General features: G+C 57.0%; 14 protein-coding genes. 2 read left to right on the top strand and 12 right to left on the bottom strand.

Features of this window, described 5'->3' with window-relative positions; all coding sequences use genetic code 11:
• Positions 1 to 139: 139 nt before the first annotated feature.
• The 9 genes from HUV30_RS08395 to HUV30_RS08355 all read right to left on the bottom strand — a co-directional run bounded on the left by HUV30_RS08395 (position 140) and on the right by HUV30_RS08355 (position 13043).
• Positions 140 to 1798 carry an FmdE family protein gene (locus tag HUV30_RS08395; RefSeq protein ID WP_174404992.1) on the bottom strand — a complete coding sequence of 553 codons (1659 nt, stop codon included), beginning with the start codon at positions 1796 to 1798 and terminating at the stop codon, positions 140 to 142.
• A 125-nt stretch (positions 1799 to 1923) separates the two neighbouring features.
• Entirely contained in the window at positions 1924 to 2784 is an 861-nt protein-coding gene (gene fdhD / locus HUV30_RS08390; protein ID WP_174404991.1) for a formate dehydrogenase accessory sulfurtransferase FdhD, read from the bottom strand.
• Between the two features lie 14 nt (positions 2785 to 2798).
• Complete coding sequence (locus tag HUV30_RS08385) at positions 2799 to 3722, bottom strand: formate dehydrogenase accessory protein FdhE (protein ID WP_174404990.1); 924 nt, start codon at positions 3720 to 3722, stop codon at positions 2799 to 2801.
• A gap of 95 nt (positions 3723 to 3817) precedes the next feature.
• Entirely contained in the window at positions 3818 to 4555 is a 738-nt protein-coding gene (locus HUV30_RS08380; protein WP_174404989.1) for a 4Fe-4S dicluster domain-containing protein, read from the bottom strand.
• 20 nt (positions 4556 to 4575) lie between these two features.
• A complete protein-coding gene (gene fdnG / locus HUV30_RS08375; protein WP_174404988.1) occupies positions 4576 to 7617 on the bottom strand; it encodes a formate dehydrogenase-N subunit alpha in 3042 nt (1013 codons plus the stop codon).
• Between the two features lie 175 nt (positions 7618 to 7792).
• Positions 7793 to 8218, bottom strand: a complete 426-nt coding sequence (locus HUV30_RS08370) for a winged helix-turn-helix domain-containing protein (protein WP_174404987.1) — start codon at positions 8216 to 8218, stop codon at positions 7793 to 7795.
• 362 nt (positions 8219 to 8580) lie between these two features.
• Positions 8581 to 9318: a 4Fe-4S dicluster domain-containing protein gene (locus HUV30_RS08365; protein ID WP_174404986.1), complete on the bottom strand. Its 738-nt coding sequence runs from the start codon at positions 9316 to 9318 to the stop codon at positions 8581 to 8583.
• 37 nt (positions 9319 to 9355) lie between these two features.
• Positions 9356 to 12397: a formate dehydrogenase-N subunit alpha gene (gene fdnG / locus HUV30_RS08360; RefSeq protein WP_174404985.1), complete on the bottom strand. Its 3042-nt coding sequence runs from the start codon at positions 12395 to 12397 to the stop codon at positions 9356 to 9358.
• 166 nt (positions 12398 to 12563) lie between these two features.
• Positions 12564 to 13043: a winged helix-turn-helix domain-containing protein gene (locus HUV30_RS08355; RefSeq protein ID WP_243452122.1), complete on the bottom strand. Its 480-nt coding sequence runs from the start codon at positions 13041 to 13043 to the stop codon at positions 12564 to 12566.
• Between the two features lie 345 nt (positions 13044 to 13388).
• Between HUV30_RS08355 and HUV30_RS08350 the strand changes: the two genes are divergently transcribed.
• Complete coding sequence (locus HUV30_RS08350) at positions 13389 to 13574, top strand: hypothetical protein (protein WP_174404983.1); 186 nt, start codon at positions 13389 to 13391, stop codon at positions 13572 to 13574.
• Between the two features lie 43 nt (positions 13575 to 13617).
• Here HUV30_RS08350 and HUV30_RS08345 read toward each other — a convergent pair whose 3' ends face one another.
• The gene (locus tag HUV30_RS08345) at positions 13618 to 14574 is read right to left on the bottom strand and encodes a zinc metalloprotease HtpX (protein WP_174404982.1); all 957 of its coding nucleotides are present in this window, start codon (positions 14572 to 14574) and stop codon (positions 13618 to 13620) included.
• 306 nt (positions 14575 to 14880) lie between these two features.
• Here HUV30_RS08345 and HUV30_RS08340 point away from each other — a divergent pair, with 306 nt between their 5' ends.
• Positions 14881 to 15735, top strand: a complete 855-nt coding sequence (locus tag HUV30_RS08340; RefSeq protein ID WP_174404981.1) for a YitT family protein — start codon at positions 14881 to 14883, stop codon at positions 15733 to 15735.
• Positions 15736 to 15954: 219 nt separating this feature from the next.
• Here HUV30_RS08340 and HUV30_RS08335 read toward each other — a convergent pair whose 3' ends face one another.
• Entirely contained in the window at positions 15955 to 17265 is a 1311-nt protein-coding gene (locus HUV30_RS08335; protein WP_174404980.1) for an NYN domain-containing protein, read from the bottom strand.
• A gap of 71 nt (positions 17266 to 17336) precedes the next feature.
• Positions 17337 to 20114, bottom strand: coding sequence for an excinuclease ABC subunit UvrA (gene uvrA / locus HUV30_RS08330; protein WP_174404979.1), 2778 nt, complete (start codon positions 20112 to 20114; stop codon positions 17337 to 17339).
• Positions 20115 to 20146: the final 32 nt, after the last annotated feature.

Raw genomic sequence — 20146 nt, 5'->3', positions numbered from 1 at the left:
AGGGGGATAATCCCCCTGCACCCAGTGTATGCGATGATAATCCGTTTGTTGGCGCCAGCCACGGCTTAATCAAGTTTCTTTCCATCAAAAAAGGCGGTCCTTTCGGGCCGCCTTTTCATTTTGTATGTGTCGCTCTGCTCTACTTGCCGAACGGGCACTTGGGGAAGGTGCAGTTGGCGCAGCCAAGGCACATGCCCCCCTCACCCATGCGGGCAAGATCATCACGGGTAACATCCACATCCGCCAGCAGGCGGGGCAGAATCAGGTCCAGACTGGTGTGCTTGAAGAAGAGCGCACAGGCAGGCACACCGAGAAGACGCGCGGTGCCTATCTTGCCGATCAGCGTCATGGTTCCGGGCAGCAGCGGCGCGCCATAGAGCATGTCGTGCGCGCCAGCATCCACAAGTCCGTGACGGGTCACGTCGTCGGGATCAACGGAAAGGCCCGCAGTGGTAATAATGATATTGCAGCCGTCGTCCAGTAAGTTACGGGCGTTGTCGCGGATCATCTCACGGTTGTCCGGCACGAGAATGGCGCGGTGTACCTCGCTGCCGAGTGCGGTAACCTTTCTGCGAATGATTTCCTCAAAACGGTCTTCAATCTTGCCGCTGAACACTTCATCACCGGTGATGAGAACTCCCACCTTGGCCTTGCGCAGCGGCAACACGCTGAAGAGAGGCACTTCTGACGAATCCAGCACCTGCATGGCCCGCACAAAGTCGTTACGCTGCAGGTAAAGCGGAATGGCGCGGGTGCCTGCCACCTCGGCCCCTTCCTTCACCACGGTCCAGCCATTGCGGCTTGCGGCCATGACACCGGGACAGAGGTTGAAGGCATACAACGCATCGGTATTCACGCGGAACAAGCCGTCGTGTGCGGCCTTGAGCGTTACCTTGCCCTCATGCGGTTCACCATCGATCACCACACCCACACCGGACATGGCAGAGGCAAAAGCCTTGGCGCAGTCGTCTTCATGCACCCATTCTTCGCCCACTTCACCACTTTCGATATAGAGATTGTTGCGGCCCATGTGCTGCAGACGGCACAGGTCGCCAACCTCGAAAACCTGCCCCTTGCGGAAGGCGGCTCCCTTGCTCTTGCCGGGGTCTATGCTGGTCATGTCGTGAACCACTTCACGCCCCATGGCCTCTTCCGCCGCAACGGTCTTTATGGCGCTGGGCAAGGGATAGACGACACCTGCGGCCGCATCACCGGCGTTAGTATAATACGGGTTCTCACCTTTGCAGGAACGGCAGATGGGGCCGTGCACAATGGGGTATGCCTCGTGACATACGGGGCACTCCCCAATGCCGCCCTTGCTGCGCTTGACCAGCAGATCGGACCGCAGCTGAATGGGCCTTACGGAAAGAATGTCTGCCCCTGCTTCGCCTATTTCCTGCAGCAGCCTGTCGGAATCCTGCTCATGCTTGGGCTTGAGCTTAAGGTACCATGTGCGGATTTCGGAATCGGGCGCAAGTTTGTGCATATCCAGCCAGACCCGCACACCTTTGCCGGTATGCTTGTCGAAAAGGCTCATGGCATACAGGCCGAAATTCATGACCCGCACCCAGCCGTTGCCGATGGTGCAGGGAGTAAGCATCTGAATGGCGTCCGGCAGACACCATGAAGTTTCGGAAATGGCCTCGAAGAGAGTGCCTTCGGGAATATGGCGCTTGGCTTCCTCAACCATGTAGCCCCCGAGGATAAGACCCGGCGCGGGATAGTTATGGAATAAGGTCGCCATCTCGATGAACTCGTCAAAAGTATGTTCACCGATTTTCTTGAATCCTTGCGTCATGGGTGTCTCCACAGAATGAGCTGGGTTACGGCTGCCATATGGCACAAACCGGGTGCGTGAGAATAGACCAGCTTCGCGAGCCGGTAAACCATGTGAAATTTATTACATGTAACACAGATGCAGCATCAGGAAGGCATATCCGTAGTGAATTTTGTCAGCCCCTGCTGTTGGAACGAACCTTCGTGCGACTCCAACCCCAACCGGCCGGGATGCGTATACACGTTCATACGCGGCGGTCGCAGAAAACCGATCAGCGTAACCCCTGAGGCTTCTGCCAGCGCGACAGCCCTGCTGGTTACGGCAGAAAAACCCGCAACGACCTGCGCCCCCAGTGCTATGGACTTCTGCACCATCTCGAAGCTCAGGCGGGACGAAAGCAGCACCAGCCGCACACGCTCCACCCTGCCCTGCCGGAAGGCCTGTCCTGCGGCCTTGTCCAGCGCATTATGCCGTCCCACATCTTCGGCATAGGCGAGCAGCTCGCTCTCGTTGTCATACAGGGCGCAGAAATGCGTAGCCCCCGTGCTGCCGAACAGAGCCTGACATGCTTCCGATTCCACCTGCAGATGATGCAGCTGTTCCGGAGCAATGTGATAACCACCGGCAACGGGGGGAATGGCACGAATAAGCTCTTCCGCACAGGTGGCGCTGCGGTTACCGCAGCACGAAGCCCCTGTCCGCAGCCCCCGCCCGTTCATGACGGTATGCACCCGCTCGCCCCCTCCGCGGATGGAAAGGTGAATTCTGCTGCCTTCGGCCATATGTTCCAGACGTTCCATCGCATAGGATTCTCCCGGCGCCATAAGCCCTTCTGTGAGGCAGAAGCCAAGTGCAAGATCCTCGTCACCACCGGGGGTGCACATGAGCGCGGCCCACGGCACGCCGTTCACCACGATTTCCAGCGGAGCCTCGGCCAGAATCGTATCGTCGGAGGCATGTGCCCCGCCTTCCCGATACCGCAGAATGGTTCGCCGAATGGTCTGCATACTGCCTCCGCAGGTTAATCGAAGGTGTTCCAGAGAGAAGGAGCCAGAGGGCGCAGCCCCTCTGCAGCGGCAAGAAGATCCAGATGCATGAGCCCTATGGCGGCGGCATCAAGGTCCGGGCTTTCCGTGGTTTCCCGCAGGTCCAGCGCCCCGACGTAGGTATTGCACTTGCGGCAGAGTTCCACACGTTCCCACGGGCTTTCCTTCGCACGCATGTACTCGATGGCGCCCGGATCTTCGTTGCTGCATCCGGGGCAAGCACCACGGCGGAAACGCCAGTCGTGCCCGCACAGGGAGCAGTGAAGATATTTGTGTCCGCCGCCGCCCTTGAGAAATTCGGACTGATCGGGATCGGGCCGGCTGAGACAGCCCACTGACGGGAAAGAACCGCACACAGGGCAATATCCCTGCCGCCATGTCTGCAGATCAGGTTCTACACTCTTCATGCGGGCAGCCTGCAGCACAGGGCCGAGAATCTGCTGGGTCAAGAACGCGCCCACAGCCGTGGACTGCGCATGGTTCTCAAGCATGGTTGCCAGCGTCTTGGCATCGCTGCTCAGATAGGTCTGTGTCAGTTTTGGAGGTATCAGGGTGCCTTTCTCAAGCCCTTCCGCAAAGGTTTTCAGGTCTTCACGCAGCCCTTCCACAGCTTCGAGCTGAGGCAAAATATCATGAGCGGCCTTCTTGAAGGCGGCATCTATCCAGTCAAAACCGGCATTGGCCAGCAAAGGCACACCATTGGCCAGAAATTCGGCATTGGGCTCGCTCAGTTCCGGAAGCGGTGACACCAGCGGCTGCAACGATTCGCGCAGCTCTTCGCGTGCAGTGTACAAAGGAATGAAGATGGTGAGCACGCTGGCCAGAGCAGGACGGCGTTCGCAGATGTCGGCAAGAGTCTGAGGGGCAGGTTTGCGCTTGGCAAGATACTGAGCATCCATGGTGTACCTATTCTTCCTGTTTTGGTTGGGGAGGCTGCCCGTACTCAGGCAGCCCCCCTCGTATTCACATGAGACTCATACGATTCCGGATGGAATCATCCTTTTCTTACAGCGTCTTTGACGTTCCCTACAGCAGAACGGACCGTTGCGAAAAGGTTTTTCCTGTTCATGGGAGTAGCCGAGGCAACGCTATGCTCATGATAGCGCTCGGGCTTGTCACCCAGCAGATAGATCACGTTCACATCATAGGGGTCGGCGAGCATGGCATCGGGATGCGTCTCCCTGACCTTGGCAAGACGCTTTTCCGCAAGGGCAAGCATCTCGTCACGTTCACCGAAGTTCATCGTACCGGTGGGGCATACCTTCACACAGGCAGGCACCATACCGGCCTGCACACGGTCTATGCACATGACGCACTTGACCATGCGGCCGCTCTTCTCGTCACGACGGGGGATGTTGTAGGGACAACTCTCGCGGACATACTCGAAATCATCCTTGGAAAGCTTGGCGGATTTCTCGGTGAAGATAACGGCGCCGGTGGCTTCGTCCTGAATCACAGCCCCTTCGATCAGCGTGTCTGCCGCCCCCTGACAGGGAGGATTCAGACAATGGCGGCATTGGTCGGGGAAGAAGTACCATTCAACCTTGTCGCCGATAAGGTGCTCGCTGAAGCGCACCAGTTTGTAGTTGTTCGGATTGAGGTCCGGCGGATTCTGGTGCGTGCCCGTCTGAAAGGTCTTGTTTGCGGGCAGTTCATACCATTCCTTGCAGGCCAGCTGGCAACCCCTGCAGGCCGTGCATCGAGTCGTATCTATCAGGAATGTTTTTGACATAGCATTCTCCATGACGGCTGTTACCGGTCAAGCTCGGTAAGCTTGTCGGCCTTGTGTACGTTCACGCAGCAGGCCTTGGTTTCCGGTATGGTGGTGTTGGGGTCGCCCACCGAAGGCGTGAGCCTGTTGGTGGAATCGCCGCATCCGGGGGTTGTCCAGCCGTAGCAGAACGGCATGCCCACCAGATGCACGGTTTTTCCCTGAACCAGCAGCGGACGCATGCGCACGGTAACCATGGCAATGGCCTCCACGCGGCCGCGGGCGCTTTCCAGAATGACGCCGTCGCCGTTTGCTATGCCCTTTTCCTTGGCCAGCTCATGGCTCATTTCCACATACAGCTGCGGTTCCGCTTCCAGCAGGTTGGGAACGTTGCGGGTTTCCCCGCCGCCGCACCAGTGTTCGGTAAGGCTGTAGGTTGTCAGCACGATGGGGAATCTGGGATCGGCGGGAGCCGCCAGCACATCCATATCGCTGGAAACGAACTTGTAGACCGGGCTGCTCAACTGCTTGGAGAAGGGATGCGATGCAATGGGGGTTTCCGCAGGCTCATAGTGCTCCGCGAAAGGACCGTCCATGCGACCGGGGCCATACAACTGGCCGAGACCAGCGGGAGCCATGATGAAGGGGAGCGTTCCCTTGTCGGAAGCAAGCGGCGGCGCGCCGCCATCGGGCACATCGCCCACCCACTGCTTGCCGTCCCACATGATGACGGTGCGGTCCGGATCATAGGGCTTGCCGTTCAGATCAACCGAGGCTCTGTTGTACAGTATGCGCCGGTTGGAAGGCCATGCCCACGACCAGTTGGGATAGAGGCCTATCTTGGCCTGCAGCGGCGTCTGCGAAGCATCGCGACGCTTGCTGAGGTTGCCATACTCTTCCGTAAAGCTGCCGGTGTATACCCAGCACAGCGAAGAGGTGGAGCCATCGTCCTTCAGCGCGGTGAATGAGGGAACAAGCTGGCCCTTGCGATACTTCTTGCCGCCCACCACAGAGTCGCGCCAGAAGTAACCGTTGATACGCTTGGTCCATTCCTCGGCATCATACTTATCCGGCCAGTTGAGGCTGAGCAGGGTTTCCGGCAGGGTTCCGCCTTCCGCCTTGTACAGCTCGCGCACCTTGTTGATCATGGGGACAAAGAAATCGCCGAAGTTGCGGGCCTCGCCCATGGGCTCGACACACTTGTTGTGCCAGACCACCCAGCGGCCGGAGTTGGTTACCGTGCCGGGCTTTTCCACGCGGTGGGCAGAAGGCAGGAGGAAGATCTCCGTCTTCACCTTGGAGGGGTCAGATCCCTTTCTTTGCCAGTTTTCCGAAGTTTCGGAATGGTGCAGGTCCATCACGACCAACCAGTCCAGCGTATCCAGCGCCTTGCGCACCTTGTTGGTGTTCGGCAGGCTGTTTGCGGGGTTTACGCCCACAATGAAGCCGCCGCGCAACTGGTTCTTGTACATGCGGTCGAACATGAAGAGGTAGGAATGGTCCATGCCCTTGTCGAGCTTGGGCAGCAGTTCATAGCAGAACCCGTTATCCGGAGTCGCTCTGTCCCCGAACCATGCCTTGAGAAGGCTGGTGAAGTACTTGGGCTTGTGCTGCCACCAGTTGACGCTGTTCGGGCTCTTGGCTGTAGGCGTGTTGGCCTTGTTGTACTCGTCATAGGTCTGCCAGTCAGCCATGGGCATGGACATGTAGCCCGGAACCACGTGATACAGCAGGGCGATATCCGTGGAACCCTGCACGTTGGGTTCACCGCGCAGTGCGTTGATGCCGCCGCCGGAGCGTCCGACGTTGCCGAGAAGCAGCTGCAGAATACCGGCGGTACGGATATTCTGTACCCCAACGGTATGCTGGGTCCAGCCGAGCGCATAGAGAATGGTGCCGGCCTTTTTGGGGTCGCCCGATGCGGCAAAATGGTCGTACACGCGAAGCAGCTTTTCCTTGGGCACACCGGTCACGGACGAAACATCATCCACGGTGTAGCGGGCATAGTGCTTGCGCAGCAGGTTGAAGACGCAACGGGGGTGCTTGAGCGTGTCATCACGCTTGATGTAACCCTTGGCATCTTCCTCAAACGCCCATTTGGTGCGGTCGTATGTGCGCGTTTTGGCATCGTAGCCGCTGAACAGACCATCGTTGAAGGAATACTCCTCACCCACGATGAGGGCGGCGTTAGTGTAGTTGAGCACGTACTCCTTGAAGTACTTTTCATTCTCCAGCACGTGGTTGATGAGCCCGCCCATGAAGGCGATGTCCGTGCCGGAACGCAGCGGCACGTGGAAGTCGCAGCGTGCCGAGGTACGGGAGAACTTGGGGTCCACATGCATGACCACGGCGCCACGGTCCTTGGCGCGCAGTACCCACTTGAAGGAAATGGGATGGTGCTCGGCTGCGTTGCTGCCCATGATGAGAATGACATCGGCGTTCTGGATATCTATCCAGTGGTTGGTCATGGCACCGCGACCGAACGATTCCGCCAGAGACGATACCGTGGAGCTGTGACAGACCCGGGCCTGATGATCGAAATGCACAATACCAAGACCACGCACCGCCTGATGAATGACGGAGCATTCCTCGTTTGAGGCATGCGAAGTGCCCATGTGGAACAGAGATTCCACGCGGTTCACGGTCTGGCCTTTTGCATTCTTGAGGATCATGTCGCGATCTCGGGTTTCCTTGACGCGTCGGGCTATCTTTTCCAGCATCCAGCCCCAGTCCTTCTCTTCCCACTTGTCGCTGTAAGGCGCACGGTATTTGGGTTTGAGAAGCCTGTGATGGTTGTTGGACATGGACGTCAGCGCGGCACCCTTGGCGCACAGTGCGCCCTCGTTTACCGGAAAATCAGGATCGCCTTCCGTGTTCAGCAGTTTGCCGTCACGAACATGGGCGATGATGTTGCAGCTTACGGAACAGAACGGGCACACGGTCAGGATTTCCTTCGCCCCTTCTATCTTCAGCTTCGCGCTGTACGCCTTTGCCTCTGCCAGATTGACTCCCAGACGTCCCAGTGAAAGGCATGCCACCCCGACACCGGTCATTTTCAGGAATCCTCGCCGTGAGCATTGCATGCTGCGGCCTCCTGTTGGCTTGATGGTGAAGGCACTCCGCCTATCGGAATGCCGCTACCCTCAAACGGTGACACGCCTGTCATTTTTGAGTCAATAAAATCGAATGAAATCAAAATGTTACAGTTAACACTACTACGGACGCACCACTCCTGTCGTCACAGGATGCAACGTGGGATCAGCCGTTACCGCTGCCGGGATTACGCACACCCGGAGGCGGTTTACGGAATGGCAATTCCCGCGGCGACCAGTATTGCTGCAGGCAGGCGAAGTGTTCCTGTGCCGATTCAAACGCATATTGCTCAACCTCTGATTCCCAGTTCCTGTATGCAGCAATGTAGCGAAGGCCGTCCTTGCTCAGTTTGCTGCCGGTGCGTTTGCCTTCTGTTTCTTCCAGAAGGCGCTTGCCGAGCAGGGCTTCCGTTGCCCGTATCTTGCCCCATGCTGCCCGGTATGACATGCCAAGAGCCTTGGCAGCCGCTGTAATGGACCGCATATATTCGATGTATTCAAGCAGCTGAATCCGTCCGTGTCCGGCCAGAACGCCGTTCTTGTTCTGCAGCCACAAGTGGATCCGCAACGTGGGGCAATTTGTTGAACGCATGGAAACCTCCCTGCTGTACCGCCGCGCCGACACTCCGGAACCATCCGGAATCCGACACGCACGTTCCTGTAAGTTATGCATAGAGACATACAGGGGGAGACAACAGTCACGGCAACTTGCCCTCGTTTCTGCACTAAAAAATTAAGTCTTTTATTACGATATATTATAAAAACAAAACCCTGTCGATTTTAGATATGTATTTTAAAACATATCTATTGATGTGTAAAAAGACATGATGCTTCGCGCACCATGTACGGCAGTGCCGCGGGTTGGCACTGCGCCTGATTCCGGAAATGGGGAGGGGCCGCGGCAGGGCACGCAGCCCCTCCCTTTCAGGTCAGGTTCCTATGGGGTTTCTTGTCTCAGCTTCTTTCAACCCCGTCCCCGGCAGTCGCAAGCCTGTTCCGCACAGAGGCGAAAAGCTGCTTGCGACTTCTGGGGGAGGCCTGTGCAACGCTATGGGTGTGATAGCGTTCAGGCGCATCCGCCAGCAGGTAGATGACGTTCACATCGTCCGGATTGGCAAGCATGGCGTTGGGATGGGTCTTCTGAACCTTCTCCAGACGCTTCTGCGCAAGTGCGAGCATGTCCTCGCGGTCACCAAAGTTCATGGTGCCGGTGGGGCAGACTTTTACGCAGGCAGGCAACATGCCGGCCTGAACGCGGTCTATGCACATGACGCACTTGGCCATACGGCCGGTCTTCTCGTCACGACGGGGAATGTCGTAAGGACAGGACTCACGGATGTATTCGAAATCATCCTTGGAAATCTGGGTGGATTTCTCGGTGAAGATAACGGCACCCGTGGCTTCGTCCTGAATGACGACCCCTTCCAGCACAGTATCCGCAGCCCCCTGGCAGGGAGGATACACACAGTGACGGCATTGATCGGGGAAGAAATACCACTCCACCCTGTCGCCGATCATGTGTTCGCTGAAACGGACCAGTTTATAGTTGTATGCATTCAGATCCGGCGGATTCTGATGCGTTCCGAGCTGCTTGGTCTTGTTGGCCGGAAGCTCGAACCACTCCTTGCAGGCCAGCTGGCAACCCCGGCAGGCCGTGCACCGTGTCGTGTCTATGAAAAAGGACTTTGACATGATCATGCTCCTTGGCGAATTCCCTTAACGGAACTGCCTATTGTGCGATCTCAGTGAGCTTGTCGGCTTTGCGGACATTGACGCAGCAGGCCTTGTACTCCGGAATGGAGGTGTTGGGGTCACCTACCGAGGGAGTAAGCCGGTTGGTCGAGTCGCCGGTACCGGGAGTCGTCCAGCCGAAGCAGAACGGCATACCCACAAGGTGGACAGTCTTGCCTTCAATCAGGAACGGACGGATGCGTACCGTTACCATGGCAATGGCTTCCACTCTGCCACGCGCACTTTCGATGATCACGCCATCGCCGTTGGCGATGCCTTTTTCCTTGGCCAGTTCGGGGCTCATTTCCACATAGAGCTGCGGTTCGGTTTCCAGAAGGTTGGGAACGTTTCTGGTTTCGCCGCCGCCGCACCAGTGTTCGGTGAGGCTGTAGGTTGTCAGCACGATGGGGAAGTCTGGATCAGCGGGCCTGGCAAGAATGTCCATGTCGCTGGTAACGAACTTGTAGACCGGGCTGTGCAACTGCTTGGAGAAGGGATGCGATGCAATGGGGGTTTCCACCGGCTCGTAGTGCTCGGAGAAGGGACCATCCAGACGGCCGGGGCCGAACAGCTGGCCAAACCCGTTCTTGCTCATGATGAAGGGCAGCTTGCCCTTGCCGGTAGCCATGGGCGGCCATCCGCCGTCCGGCACGTCGCCCACCCACTTGGCGCCATCCCACTCGATAACAGCCTTGGCCGGATTCCACGGCTTGCCGTTCAGGTCGACGGAGGCACGGTTGTAGAGAATGCGGCGGTTGACCGGCCAGCACCATGCCCAGTTGGGATAGAGGCCGATCTTTTCCTGCATGGGAGTCTGCGCAGGGTCACGGCGCTTGGACTTGTTGCCGTCTTCTTCTGTAAAGCTGCCGCAGTAGAGCCAGTTCAACGAAGAGGTGGAACCGTCATCCTGCAGAGCCACGAAGGAAGGTACGAGCTGCCCCTTCTTGTAGAGCTTGTCGCCGACCTTGGTGTCCTTGGTGAAGAAGCCGTTAATACGGGCAGTCCACTCTTCGGCATTATAGGTTTCGGGCCAGTTCAGGCGGGTAATGGCATCGGCAAGCGTGCCGCCTTCCTTGCGGTACATGGCCTGCAGCTTGTTCACCAGAGGGATATAGAGTCCGCCGAAGGGACGGGCCTCGCCCTGCGGCTTGATGGCGGCATGGTGCCACACCAGCCAGCGGCCGGAGTTGGAAACCGTGCCTTCCTTTTCCACGCGGTGCGCGGAGGGCAGCAGGAACACTTCCGTCTTCACGGTCTTGGGGTCAACGCCGGGGCGCTGCCAGTTGTCCGTGGTTTCGGAATGGTGCAGGTCCATGGTGACAAGCCAGTCCAGATTATCCAGCGCCTTGCGCACCTTGTTCGAGTTGGGCACGCTGTTCATGGGGTTAAGGCCCACGATGAACCCGCCGGTAATCTCCTTCTTGTACATGCGGTCGAAGAGGAACATGTACGAATGGTCCGCGCCCTTTTCAATCTTGGGCAGCAGATCGTAGCAGAACCCGTTTTCCCTGGTAGCGTAATCGCCGAACCAGCCCTTGAGCAGGCTGGCAAGATACTTGGGCTTGTTCTGCCACCAGTTGGCGCTCAGAGGATCCTTGGAAGAAGGCGTGTTCGCCTTGTTGTAATCCTCGTAGCTCTGCCAGTCAGCCATGGGCTGTGCCAGATAACCGGGGATGATGTGGTACAGCAGGGTGTGGTCGGTGGAACCCTGAACGTTGGGTTCACCACGCAGGGCATTGATGCCGCCGCCTGCAATACCGATGTTGCCCAGCAGAAGCTGGAGAATGGCCGCACTGCGAATGTTCTGCACGCCTACGGTATGCTGCGTCCAGCCAAGGGCGTACATGATGGTACCGGCCTTGTCCGGCTTGCCTGTGGCTGCGAAGTTCTCGTATACCTTGAGCAGGTTTTCCTTGGTCACGCCGGTGACGGAGGAAACCTTGTCTATGGAGTAACGGGAATAGTGCTTCTTCATGAGATTGAAGACGCAACGGGGGTGCTTGAGCGTAACGTCACGCTTGGGCACGCCGTTTTCATCCTTCTCGAAGTCCCACTTCTTCAGGTCATATGCACGTTTCTGTGCATCGTATCCGCTGAAGAGACCGTCCTTGAAGGCATACCCCTCGCCGACGATGGTGGCGGCGTTGGTATAGTTGAGCACGTATTCCTTGAAATACTTACCCTTCTCAAGAACATAGTTGATCAAACCCGCCATGAACGCGATGTCCGTACCGGAACGAAGCGGTACATGGAAATCGGAACGGGCGGAGGTTCTGGAGAATTTGGGGTCCACGTGCATTACCACGGCCCCGTTGTCTTTAGCCTGAAGAACCCATTTGAATGAAATGGGGTGATGCTCGGCAGCGTTACTGCCTATGATGAGGATGGAATCGGCATTCTTGATGTCGATCCAGTGGTTGGTCATCGCACCGCGTCCGAACGACTCTCCCAGAGCCGCTACAGTTGCGCTGTGTCAGATCCGTGCCTGGTGGTCCATATGGACAACACCCAGGCCGCGCATTGCTTGGTGGATAAGGGCGCACTCTTCGTTGTCCGCATGGGAGGTACCCAGATGGAACACGGACTCGAGGCGGTTGACGGTCTGGCCCTTTGCGTTGGTGAGAATGATCTCTTTATCGCGGGTTTCCTTGATGCGGCGCGCAATGCGTTCCAGCATCCAGTCCCAGTCCTTTTCTTCCCACTTATCGCTGTAAGGCGCGCGATACACGGGCTTGAGCAGACGGTGGTGGTTCTTGGACATGGAGGTAAGCGCGGCACCCTTGGCACACAGCGCTCCCTGGTTAACGGGGAAATCAGGATCACCTTCCGTACTGATCAGTTCACCGTCGCGCACATGCGCGATCATGTTGCAACTGACGGAACAGAACGGACAGATCGTAATGATCTCCTTTGCCCCTTCAATCTTCAGCTTTGTGGCATAAGCCTTAGCTTCCGACAGATTGAATCCCAACTGACCCAGCGAGAGGCAGGCGACACCTGCGCCGGTCAGTTTTAGAAATCCTCGCCGCGAGCAATTCATGCGTCGGCCTCCTGTGGTTGAGGTACACGGCGCCTCCACCACGGAGACACCCTACCCCACCACGGTGCCACGTCTATACATTTGTAGCAATATTATTTAATAATTCAAACATGTTAACGTTAGCATGTTTATGGACGCACCAATCCTGTCATGGGTACTTGGTGGATTAGGCTTCCGCCTCCGCTTCTGCCTCCGCTCCAGACTCTGGCACCCCGTCGCAGGGTGCCTCTCCGGTAGGTCGACCAGACCGGGCAGAGCGGGCAGACAGCGCTGCCTCTGGCGGTTTTCGGGAAGGGAGTTCGCGCACAGACCAGTATTGCGCGGGAGTGTAGTCCATGTGCTTTTTGGCAGACTGCAGGGCAAAGGCTTCCACTTCCTGCAGCCACGTGCGGTAACTTGCGATGAGCAGCTTGGCTGCCTCGCTCAGTTGCCCACCGCCGCGTTTGCCGTCGGGCTGCTCCACAAGCTGAAAGCCCAAGGCCTCTTCAGAGGTCTTTATCTTACCCCAGGCAGCACGGTAGGACATGCCCAGAGCCTTTGCCGCCGCGTTCAGCGAACCGGTATATTCAATATACTCCAGCAGCTGCAACCTGCCCTGACCGAAAAAGACGCCTTTATCGGTTTCAAGCCAAAGGTGCAGTCGCATGGTGGGTCTGCTTGCGGGACACATGACCGGCTCCTCGTTGCGTTACATCGTGGGGAAGGGAATGACAGATATCCTGTCGCAGGCATCCTGTCAGTGAAGACACACGATCTTCATGGTTTCTCTATAGGGTGCTCCGGCATGCAGGGAAACATAAAAGCTCTTATTGCCAGTTTGACACAAACCATTTCCAAACTCTTGATAACAGCCCATCCGTCGCTACCTTCGCGGCATGGCGGCATTTTGCGTTAAACAAAGCATAATCCAACACGCTCATTTGTCATGACAGCATAGCATAATGAAGACATTATGTCACACAAGACATAACTTTCATCAGGAGTACAATCCATGACTATCCTGCAGAACAATGAAAGGAAGAAACAGCACGCAAAGGCCCAGCTCCCCTGCAACGGGTTGGGACTGGACATGTCGGCAATAGCAGACAGAGCCGCAGGCATGCGGCTGAGAAAGGCTGCGCGCGCCGAAGGCATGACCGCAGTTGCCCAAGCACACCCGCAAAACAAGGTATACTAGCAGTTCCAGCTTCCTGCGGTCTGCCCTTGGTCAGCAATAACGGCTACAGCGAAATCCAGTAGCCGCCCATTCTCCAGCGCGGCCGCACAATGGTGAAAGGCCGGGGCCTTGTTGCCTGTGCAAACCGGTACCGGGGCGTTGCCCACGGCTCCTGCGCCATGGCCTTGAGGCGTGCCACCCGCTCGTCTGTCACCGGATGCGACCGCAGCAGTGAAGGCTCCTGCTCGCGCCTGCCCGGAAAGAACAATCTGTCGAACAGGCTTCCCTGCTGGTATTCGATTCTGGCAAGCGCCCTTGCCAGTGCGAGGGGGGCACCCGTAAGCCGCGCTGCAGATGCATCCGCTTCAAACTCGCGCGTTCTCGAAAGTGCCAGCTGCAGCAGCATGCTCACACCAGGTGCTCCCAGCAGCACAAAGACCAATCCCCACGAAATGGTTATCTCACCGAGCAGCAGCAACGGCAGATTGATAATAAGCAAAATCTTGCCGATGGTGGAGAACACGCCGGTGATGCGCGAGAAGATATCCGCCAGCGTCATGGCCTGAATATCGCCATGCAGAATGTGGCTTATCTCGTGCGCAACCACACTTGTCAGTTCATCCATGTCCAGCCTGTTCAGAAGTCCCGATGTCACGGCAATGACCGCATCATCCCTGCCGCCCACGGCAAAGGCGTTCATGACCTGCGAAGGTATCAGAAACAGTCGGGGCGTTCGGGAAAGCCCGGCGCGGGCAGCCATATCGGCCACCACTTCATGCAGGACGGGGAATTCCGCTGCATGCAGGGGCCGCGCACGGTACATGCGCATGAGCATGGCCGGAGACATGCGGGGGGCAAACAGCGCAAGGGCAAGCGCCAGAATCAGCGCCCATGCGGCACCTGCACTACCCCCCAGAACCCAGCCCGCAAGACCGGAAAGGGAAGCGATAGCCAGCAGAAGAAGCAGAGTCTGCCCGCGGTTGGTGCTGCGGGCCAGAGCGTGTTGTAATCCTGTCATCATGCACCTGCCTGATCATGTTCTATTATTCCTGCGCTCCGCGAAAACAGCGGGAGCACAGGCACGCATTCCATACATAATCATGTGCAGGGCCAAAGCAAATCTCCAGAACGCAGCGCAAACGGATAATCGTTTGCACAAACGCGATTCTTCTTTGACTTTTCCGCACCAAACTGGAAGAATTTAAATAATTATCTATTAGAGTGGATGCTGACCGGTTGACTATTCTCCAAAAAAGCCTCATCTGAGCGCACCTCAAGTCATCATCGGTCCTTTCTTTACCGATCAGCAACAATCAAATCCGACATCATGAATCGAGACTACACCTATTCCATTCCATGGAACCTGCTGCTCATTACGCTTGGTTCCTGCGTCTACGCCGTAAGCATCAAGTCTATTGCCACGGTGCATGGCTTCATTCCCGGCGGCATTTTCGGCCTTGGTGCCCTTACCTATTACAAGACCCAGCTGCTGGACCCGGCCACGTGGTACTTCATGCTGAACATTCCCCTGTTCGTCATGGGCTGGTTCAAGGTAAGCAAACGATTCTGTCTGTACAGCCTGTATGCCATGTGCCTTTCCACCGTGGCGTACAAGGTGCTGAATGTTCCCATCCATATCGAAAACGAATTCTACGCGACCGTGGCAAGCGGCGTGCTTTCCGGCCTTGGCGGCGGGCTTATTCTGCGCTCGCTGGGTTCGGGGGGCGGGATGGATATCGTAGCCATAATGCTCAACCAGAAATACAATATCGGAGTCGGCAAAACCTTCTTCGCCTTCAACCTGTTTCTGTTCTCGCTCTCGCTTTCAATTCTGAAGACAGACCTTGTGGTGGCATCCATCATCAATGTATTCATCGCCTCCACCACCATGGAGTCTGTGCTTTCGCTGTTCAACCAGCGCAAAGTGGTTTTCATCATCTCCGATAACGCCAAGGAAATTGCCGCCGAGGTCATGACCAAGCTGCAGCGCAGCGGCACTTTCCTTGAAGGCAAAGGGGCCTACACCGGCCAGAACCGTGATGTGCTGATGACCGTAATCAACAACATCCAGCTGAAGAAGCTGGAAGAGATTACCTTCACCTGCGATCCCAACGCCTTCTTCATTGTAGAAAACACCTTCTCCGTTCTGGGGCAGGGGTTCTCACGAAGAAAAGTTTATTAGACGCAAAAAGGGCGGAAGAAATCCCGCCCTTTCAGATTAATGGCAAACCCTCGTTTTCAGTAAACCCACAATCCCGTTAAGCCGGAACCGGGGTCCAAAAACGGATTATCATCGAGAATACGAGGTGCAGGAACGTCAGGTTCCTGCCCGGCGGAGCCCAAAAAAGTCTTTGTCTGCAGTATGAAAGGGCGGGATTTCTCCCGCCCTTTCTTTTGGTTTTTATTCGCCGTTTTCTTTCGGCATTATCCACTGCATCAGCAGTTTTAATTCTTCATCCGAGAGATCAAACTGGGTCCGGTTGCACAGGTCCTTCACGTTTCGCATGAACGCCTTGGCAACGTCCTTCATGTTCACCCCGTCCTGCTCGGAAAGCGGGTAGCCGCCGCGTGTGATGCCCACCAGCACGAAGTTCACATGTGCGCGCCCCACGGGAATACCCCGCTCCACGCATTTGTCACGCACGCTACGCGAGGTATTGGTCAGGAAGAAGCCGTTTGCATTCACCTCTTCCACTATCAGGCCGAGCAGCTGCTTGTAATGCTCAGGCATGAGCAGGGGCACATCCGTCAGCCTGTGTACCCGCACCGCAAATTCATACAGTTCGGGATAGGCATCGCGGAACTCCGAGCGCGCCGAAGTCTCTTCCGGTTCTTCGTGACGGGCAGGATCAAACACATAGCCGGGCACCACATTGGATACTTCCAGCCTGTCGAGCTCCAGCGCTTCCAGAAAATCGCGGAAACGACCGTAACCGAACCAGTCCTGCCCTGCTTCCAGTTCCTTCTGCAACAAATGGGAAAGCTGTGCCAGCGGCACGGGTGTTGAGGAGTCGCTCACCATGCGCTTCACGATCTGGGCACCACGCTCCATGTGGCTTCTGTCGGACCGGACAGGCCGGACCACCTTGGCGGACTGGGGCATGGGGCCGGTTGCCTGATACTCATCCAGAGGACGCTGTTCCTCGAAGGGGCGTTCGTCCAGCGCCTGCTGCACGAACCAGTCTTCGCGGATACGCCATGAACTTGCGGCCGTGTAGGCCGGAGCCGCATAGCCGACGGAAAGCACCAGTGTGCGACGGGCATGTTCCTGCAGACGGATCAGCAGGGGAGTAAAGTCCGCATCACCCGAGAGGATGATGAACTCGTCGAACATGGTCTTGTGATTCAGGGTGTCCATGGCATCCATGACGAGATGGATATCGGCGCTGGTCTTGCCCTGGTTTGTGAGCGGCGGGCAGTCAATAACATTGAACGCCGCACGGATGAAAAACGGTCTGTACTGGTGATAACAGTGAGGGTTCAGATAACAACACCGCTTGAGAATGCGCCTGCGTACACCATCGCCGTAAAGCATACGCACGGCGTGGGTTTCAAGCCAGCGCAGCCAGCGCTGGGGATTGGTCGCAAATGCACGTGCGGCTGCGGGAGCCAGCTCGTCAAGACGGGTGAAAATGTTATCAAAATCAACAAATAACGCGGAATAGATCTCATCAAAATTAGTGCTGATACGGGATTGTCTTCTTTCCAACATACCTTTTTCCTAAGCGGTAAACTGCATACATACCAAAAACACCTTCACACTATGTCATGGAAAAAACGACACTACCCGTTTGCACGGGTAAGCCGGTCTTTTTCCAAAAAGGAACCGGTTACAGAGTTGGGATCGGCTATAATCGCCTCCGGCGTGCCGGAAGATACGATCCTGCCGCCGTTTTCGCCTCCGCCGGGACCGAGGTCGATAACATAATCCGAGGCCATGATCACATCGGTATTATGTTCGATCACGACAACCGTCGCGCCCCTGTCCACAAGCTGGTGCAACACGCGGATGAGCTTGCCCACTTCGTGCATATGCAGGCCGGTGGTGGGTTCATCCAGAATATACAACGTTCCCGGCAGACTGCGTTTGCCGAGTTCACGGGAAATCTTGATTCTCTGGGCCTCGCCGCCGGAAAGCGTGGTGGCGGGCTGCCCGAGCCGGAGATACTCCAGCCCCACATCTTCCAATACAGCAAGACGGCGTTCCAGGACAGGATAATTTTCAAAGAACACTTTGGCTTGCCGCACTGTCATGTCCAGCACCTCGGCAATGTTCTTGCCCTTGTACCGCACCTCAAGCGTCTCGTGATTGTAGCGCTTGCCCTTACAGACATCGCAGGTCACGTAGACATCGGGCAGAAAATGCATTTCCACCCTGATCTGCCCGTCGCCGCCGCAGGCTTCGCACCGGCCGCCTCGCACGTTGAAGCTGAAACGTCCGGGCTTGTAGCCGCGCTTCTTCGCATCGGGCGACATGGCAAAAATATTCCGGATCTCGTCAAAAACCTTGGTGTAAGTTGCCGGGTTCGAACGCGGTGTGCGCCCGATGGGCGTCTGGTCTATGGCAACGATTCGTTCAATATCTTCAAGTCCTTCAATACCCTGAATCTGCCCGGGGCTGTCAACCTTGATGGACTGATGCAGGGCAATGTGCTTGTAGAGCGAATCCACCACCAGCGAGCTTTTGCCGGAACCGGAAGGACCGGTCACGCAGGTGAGCGCCCCAAGGGGGAAGCGCACGTCCACATTCTGCAGGTTGTTGGTGGTCACGCCTTTCAGGACAAGGGCCTTATCCCCTTCCCTGCGCGTCTCGGGCAGTTCGATGACCATTTCACCGCGCAGATACTTGGCCGTAAGCGATTCGGAATGCGCCAGCAGTTCTTTGACCGGCCCGTTGAACATGATATCGCCGCCAAGCATGCCGGAACCGGGACCAAGCTCGATAACGGTATCAGCCTCGCGGATGGTTGCCTCGTCATGCTCCACCACCAGCACGGTATTGCCGCGCCGCTGCAGGCTGCGCAGCGTATTGATGAGCCGTTCGTTGTCCTTGGGATGCAGGCCGATGGAAGGTTCGTCCAGTACGTAGGTCACGCCCACCAGACCGGAGCCAAGCTGCGATGCAAGGCGGATTCGCTGCGCCTCGCCGCCGGAAAGCGTGGACATGTTGCGGCCGAGGGAAATGTAATCGAGCCCCACGTTCACCATGAAACCGAGGCGATGGGTAAGCTCCTTCATCAGCGGCTCGGCAATGATGCCCAGCGACTTGTCGAAGGTGCGTCCCTGCAGCCATTCCAACGCACGCCCCACGGAAAGGGAGCAGAAAGCAAAAATGGAAAGATCGTCCACGCGCACGGCAAGAGACTCGTCCTTGAGACGTGCTCCGTTGCATTTGGGACAGGGCTTGCTCTGCCGGAAACGGGACAGCTCATCGCGCCAGGTCTGTCCGAATTCCATGCCGCGCTCCAGAATGGAGGTCACGCCCTCCCAGTCCGTCTTCCTGTCGCCGAAGAAAAGAGCATTCCACGCCACGTCCGAATACTCCCTGAACGGCGTAGACAACGTGAAACCATACTCCTTGCCCAGAGCCTTCAGGCCGGCTTCGTAACGCCCCATGACCTTGGGATTCTTCCACGGCAGCAGGCCGCCATCCGCCAAAGAAAGGCCCTTGTTGGGCACCAGCAGATTGGGTTCGAAATAGTCGATGGTACCAAGCCCGTAACAACGCGGGCAGGCCCCCTGCGGGCTGTTAAAAGAAAAAATCTGCGGAGAGAGTTTGGGAAGACTGATCTTGCAGGTGGGGCAGACGGATTCCGTGGAATGGATAGTCTCTTCCCCGCCCACCACGGAAACGATAAGGCGGCCTTCACCATATTTCAGGGCAAGTTCAACCGAATCGGCCAGACGGCCGCGCAGACCATCCTTCATGACAAGGCGGTCGATGACCAGCTCGATATTGTGCTTCTTGTTTTTCTCAAGCGCGGGCACATCATCAATGGTCAGCACATCGCCGTTTACCCGCACACGGACAAACCCTTCCGCCTTCAACTTCTTGAAGCGGTCGGCATGGGTCCCTTTCTGATGCTCCACCAGCGGTGCCAGCACCATGAACTTGGTCCCCTCCGGCAGGGCGAGGATGTCGGCAATTATCTCGTCCGCGGCGCGGGCAGCAATGGGCTTGCCGCATTCGGGGCAATACATGGTCCCAAGGCGGGCGTAAAAGACGCGCAGAAAGTCGTATATCTCCGTCACCGTCCCCACGGTAGAACGCGGGTTGCGGGACGAAGCCTGCTGTTCCAGCGAAATGGCGGGAGAGAGGCCCTCAATCTTGTCCACTTCCGGCTTGTCCATCTGCGGCAGGAACTGACGTGCATACGCAGAAAGCGATTCCACATACCGCCGCTGCCCTTCGGCATAGACGATGTCGAACGCCAGCGTGGACTTGCCCGACCCCGAAGGACCGCACACCACGACCAGTTCGTCGCGGGGGATGTCCAGAGTGAGATTCTTGAGGTTGTGCTGCCTTGCGCCTTCTATATGGATACAATTCTTTTGCGTCATATGCTGGAAATGCCCGTAGGGTCTTCGAATGT

Source organism: Desulfovibrio subterraneus, assembly GCF_013340285.1.
Classification (GTDB): domain Bacteria; phylum Desulfobacterota; class Desulfovibrionia; order Desulfovibrionales; family Desulfovibrionaceae; genus Halodesulfovibrio; species Halodesulfovibrio subterraneus.
Note: the sequence above shows the minus strand (reverse complement) of the source record. Positions and strands in the feature narration are given on the sequence as shown.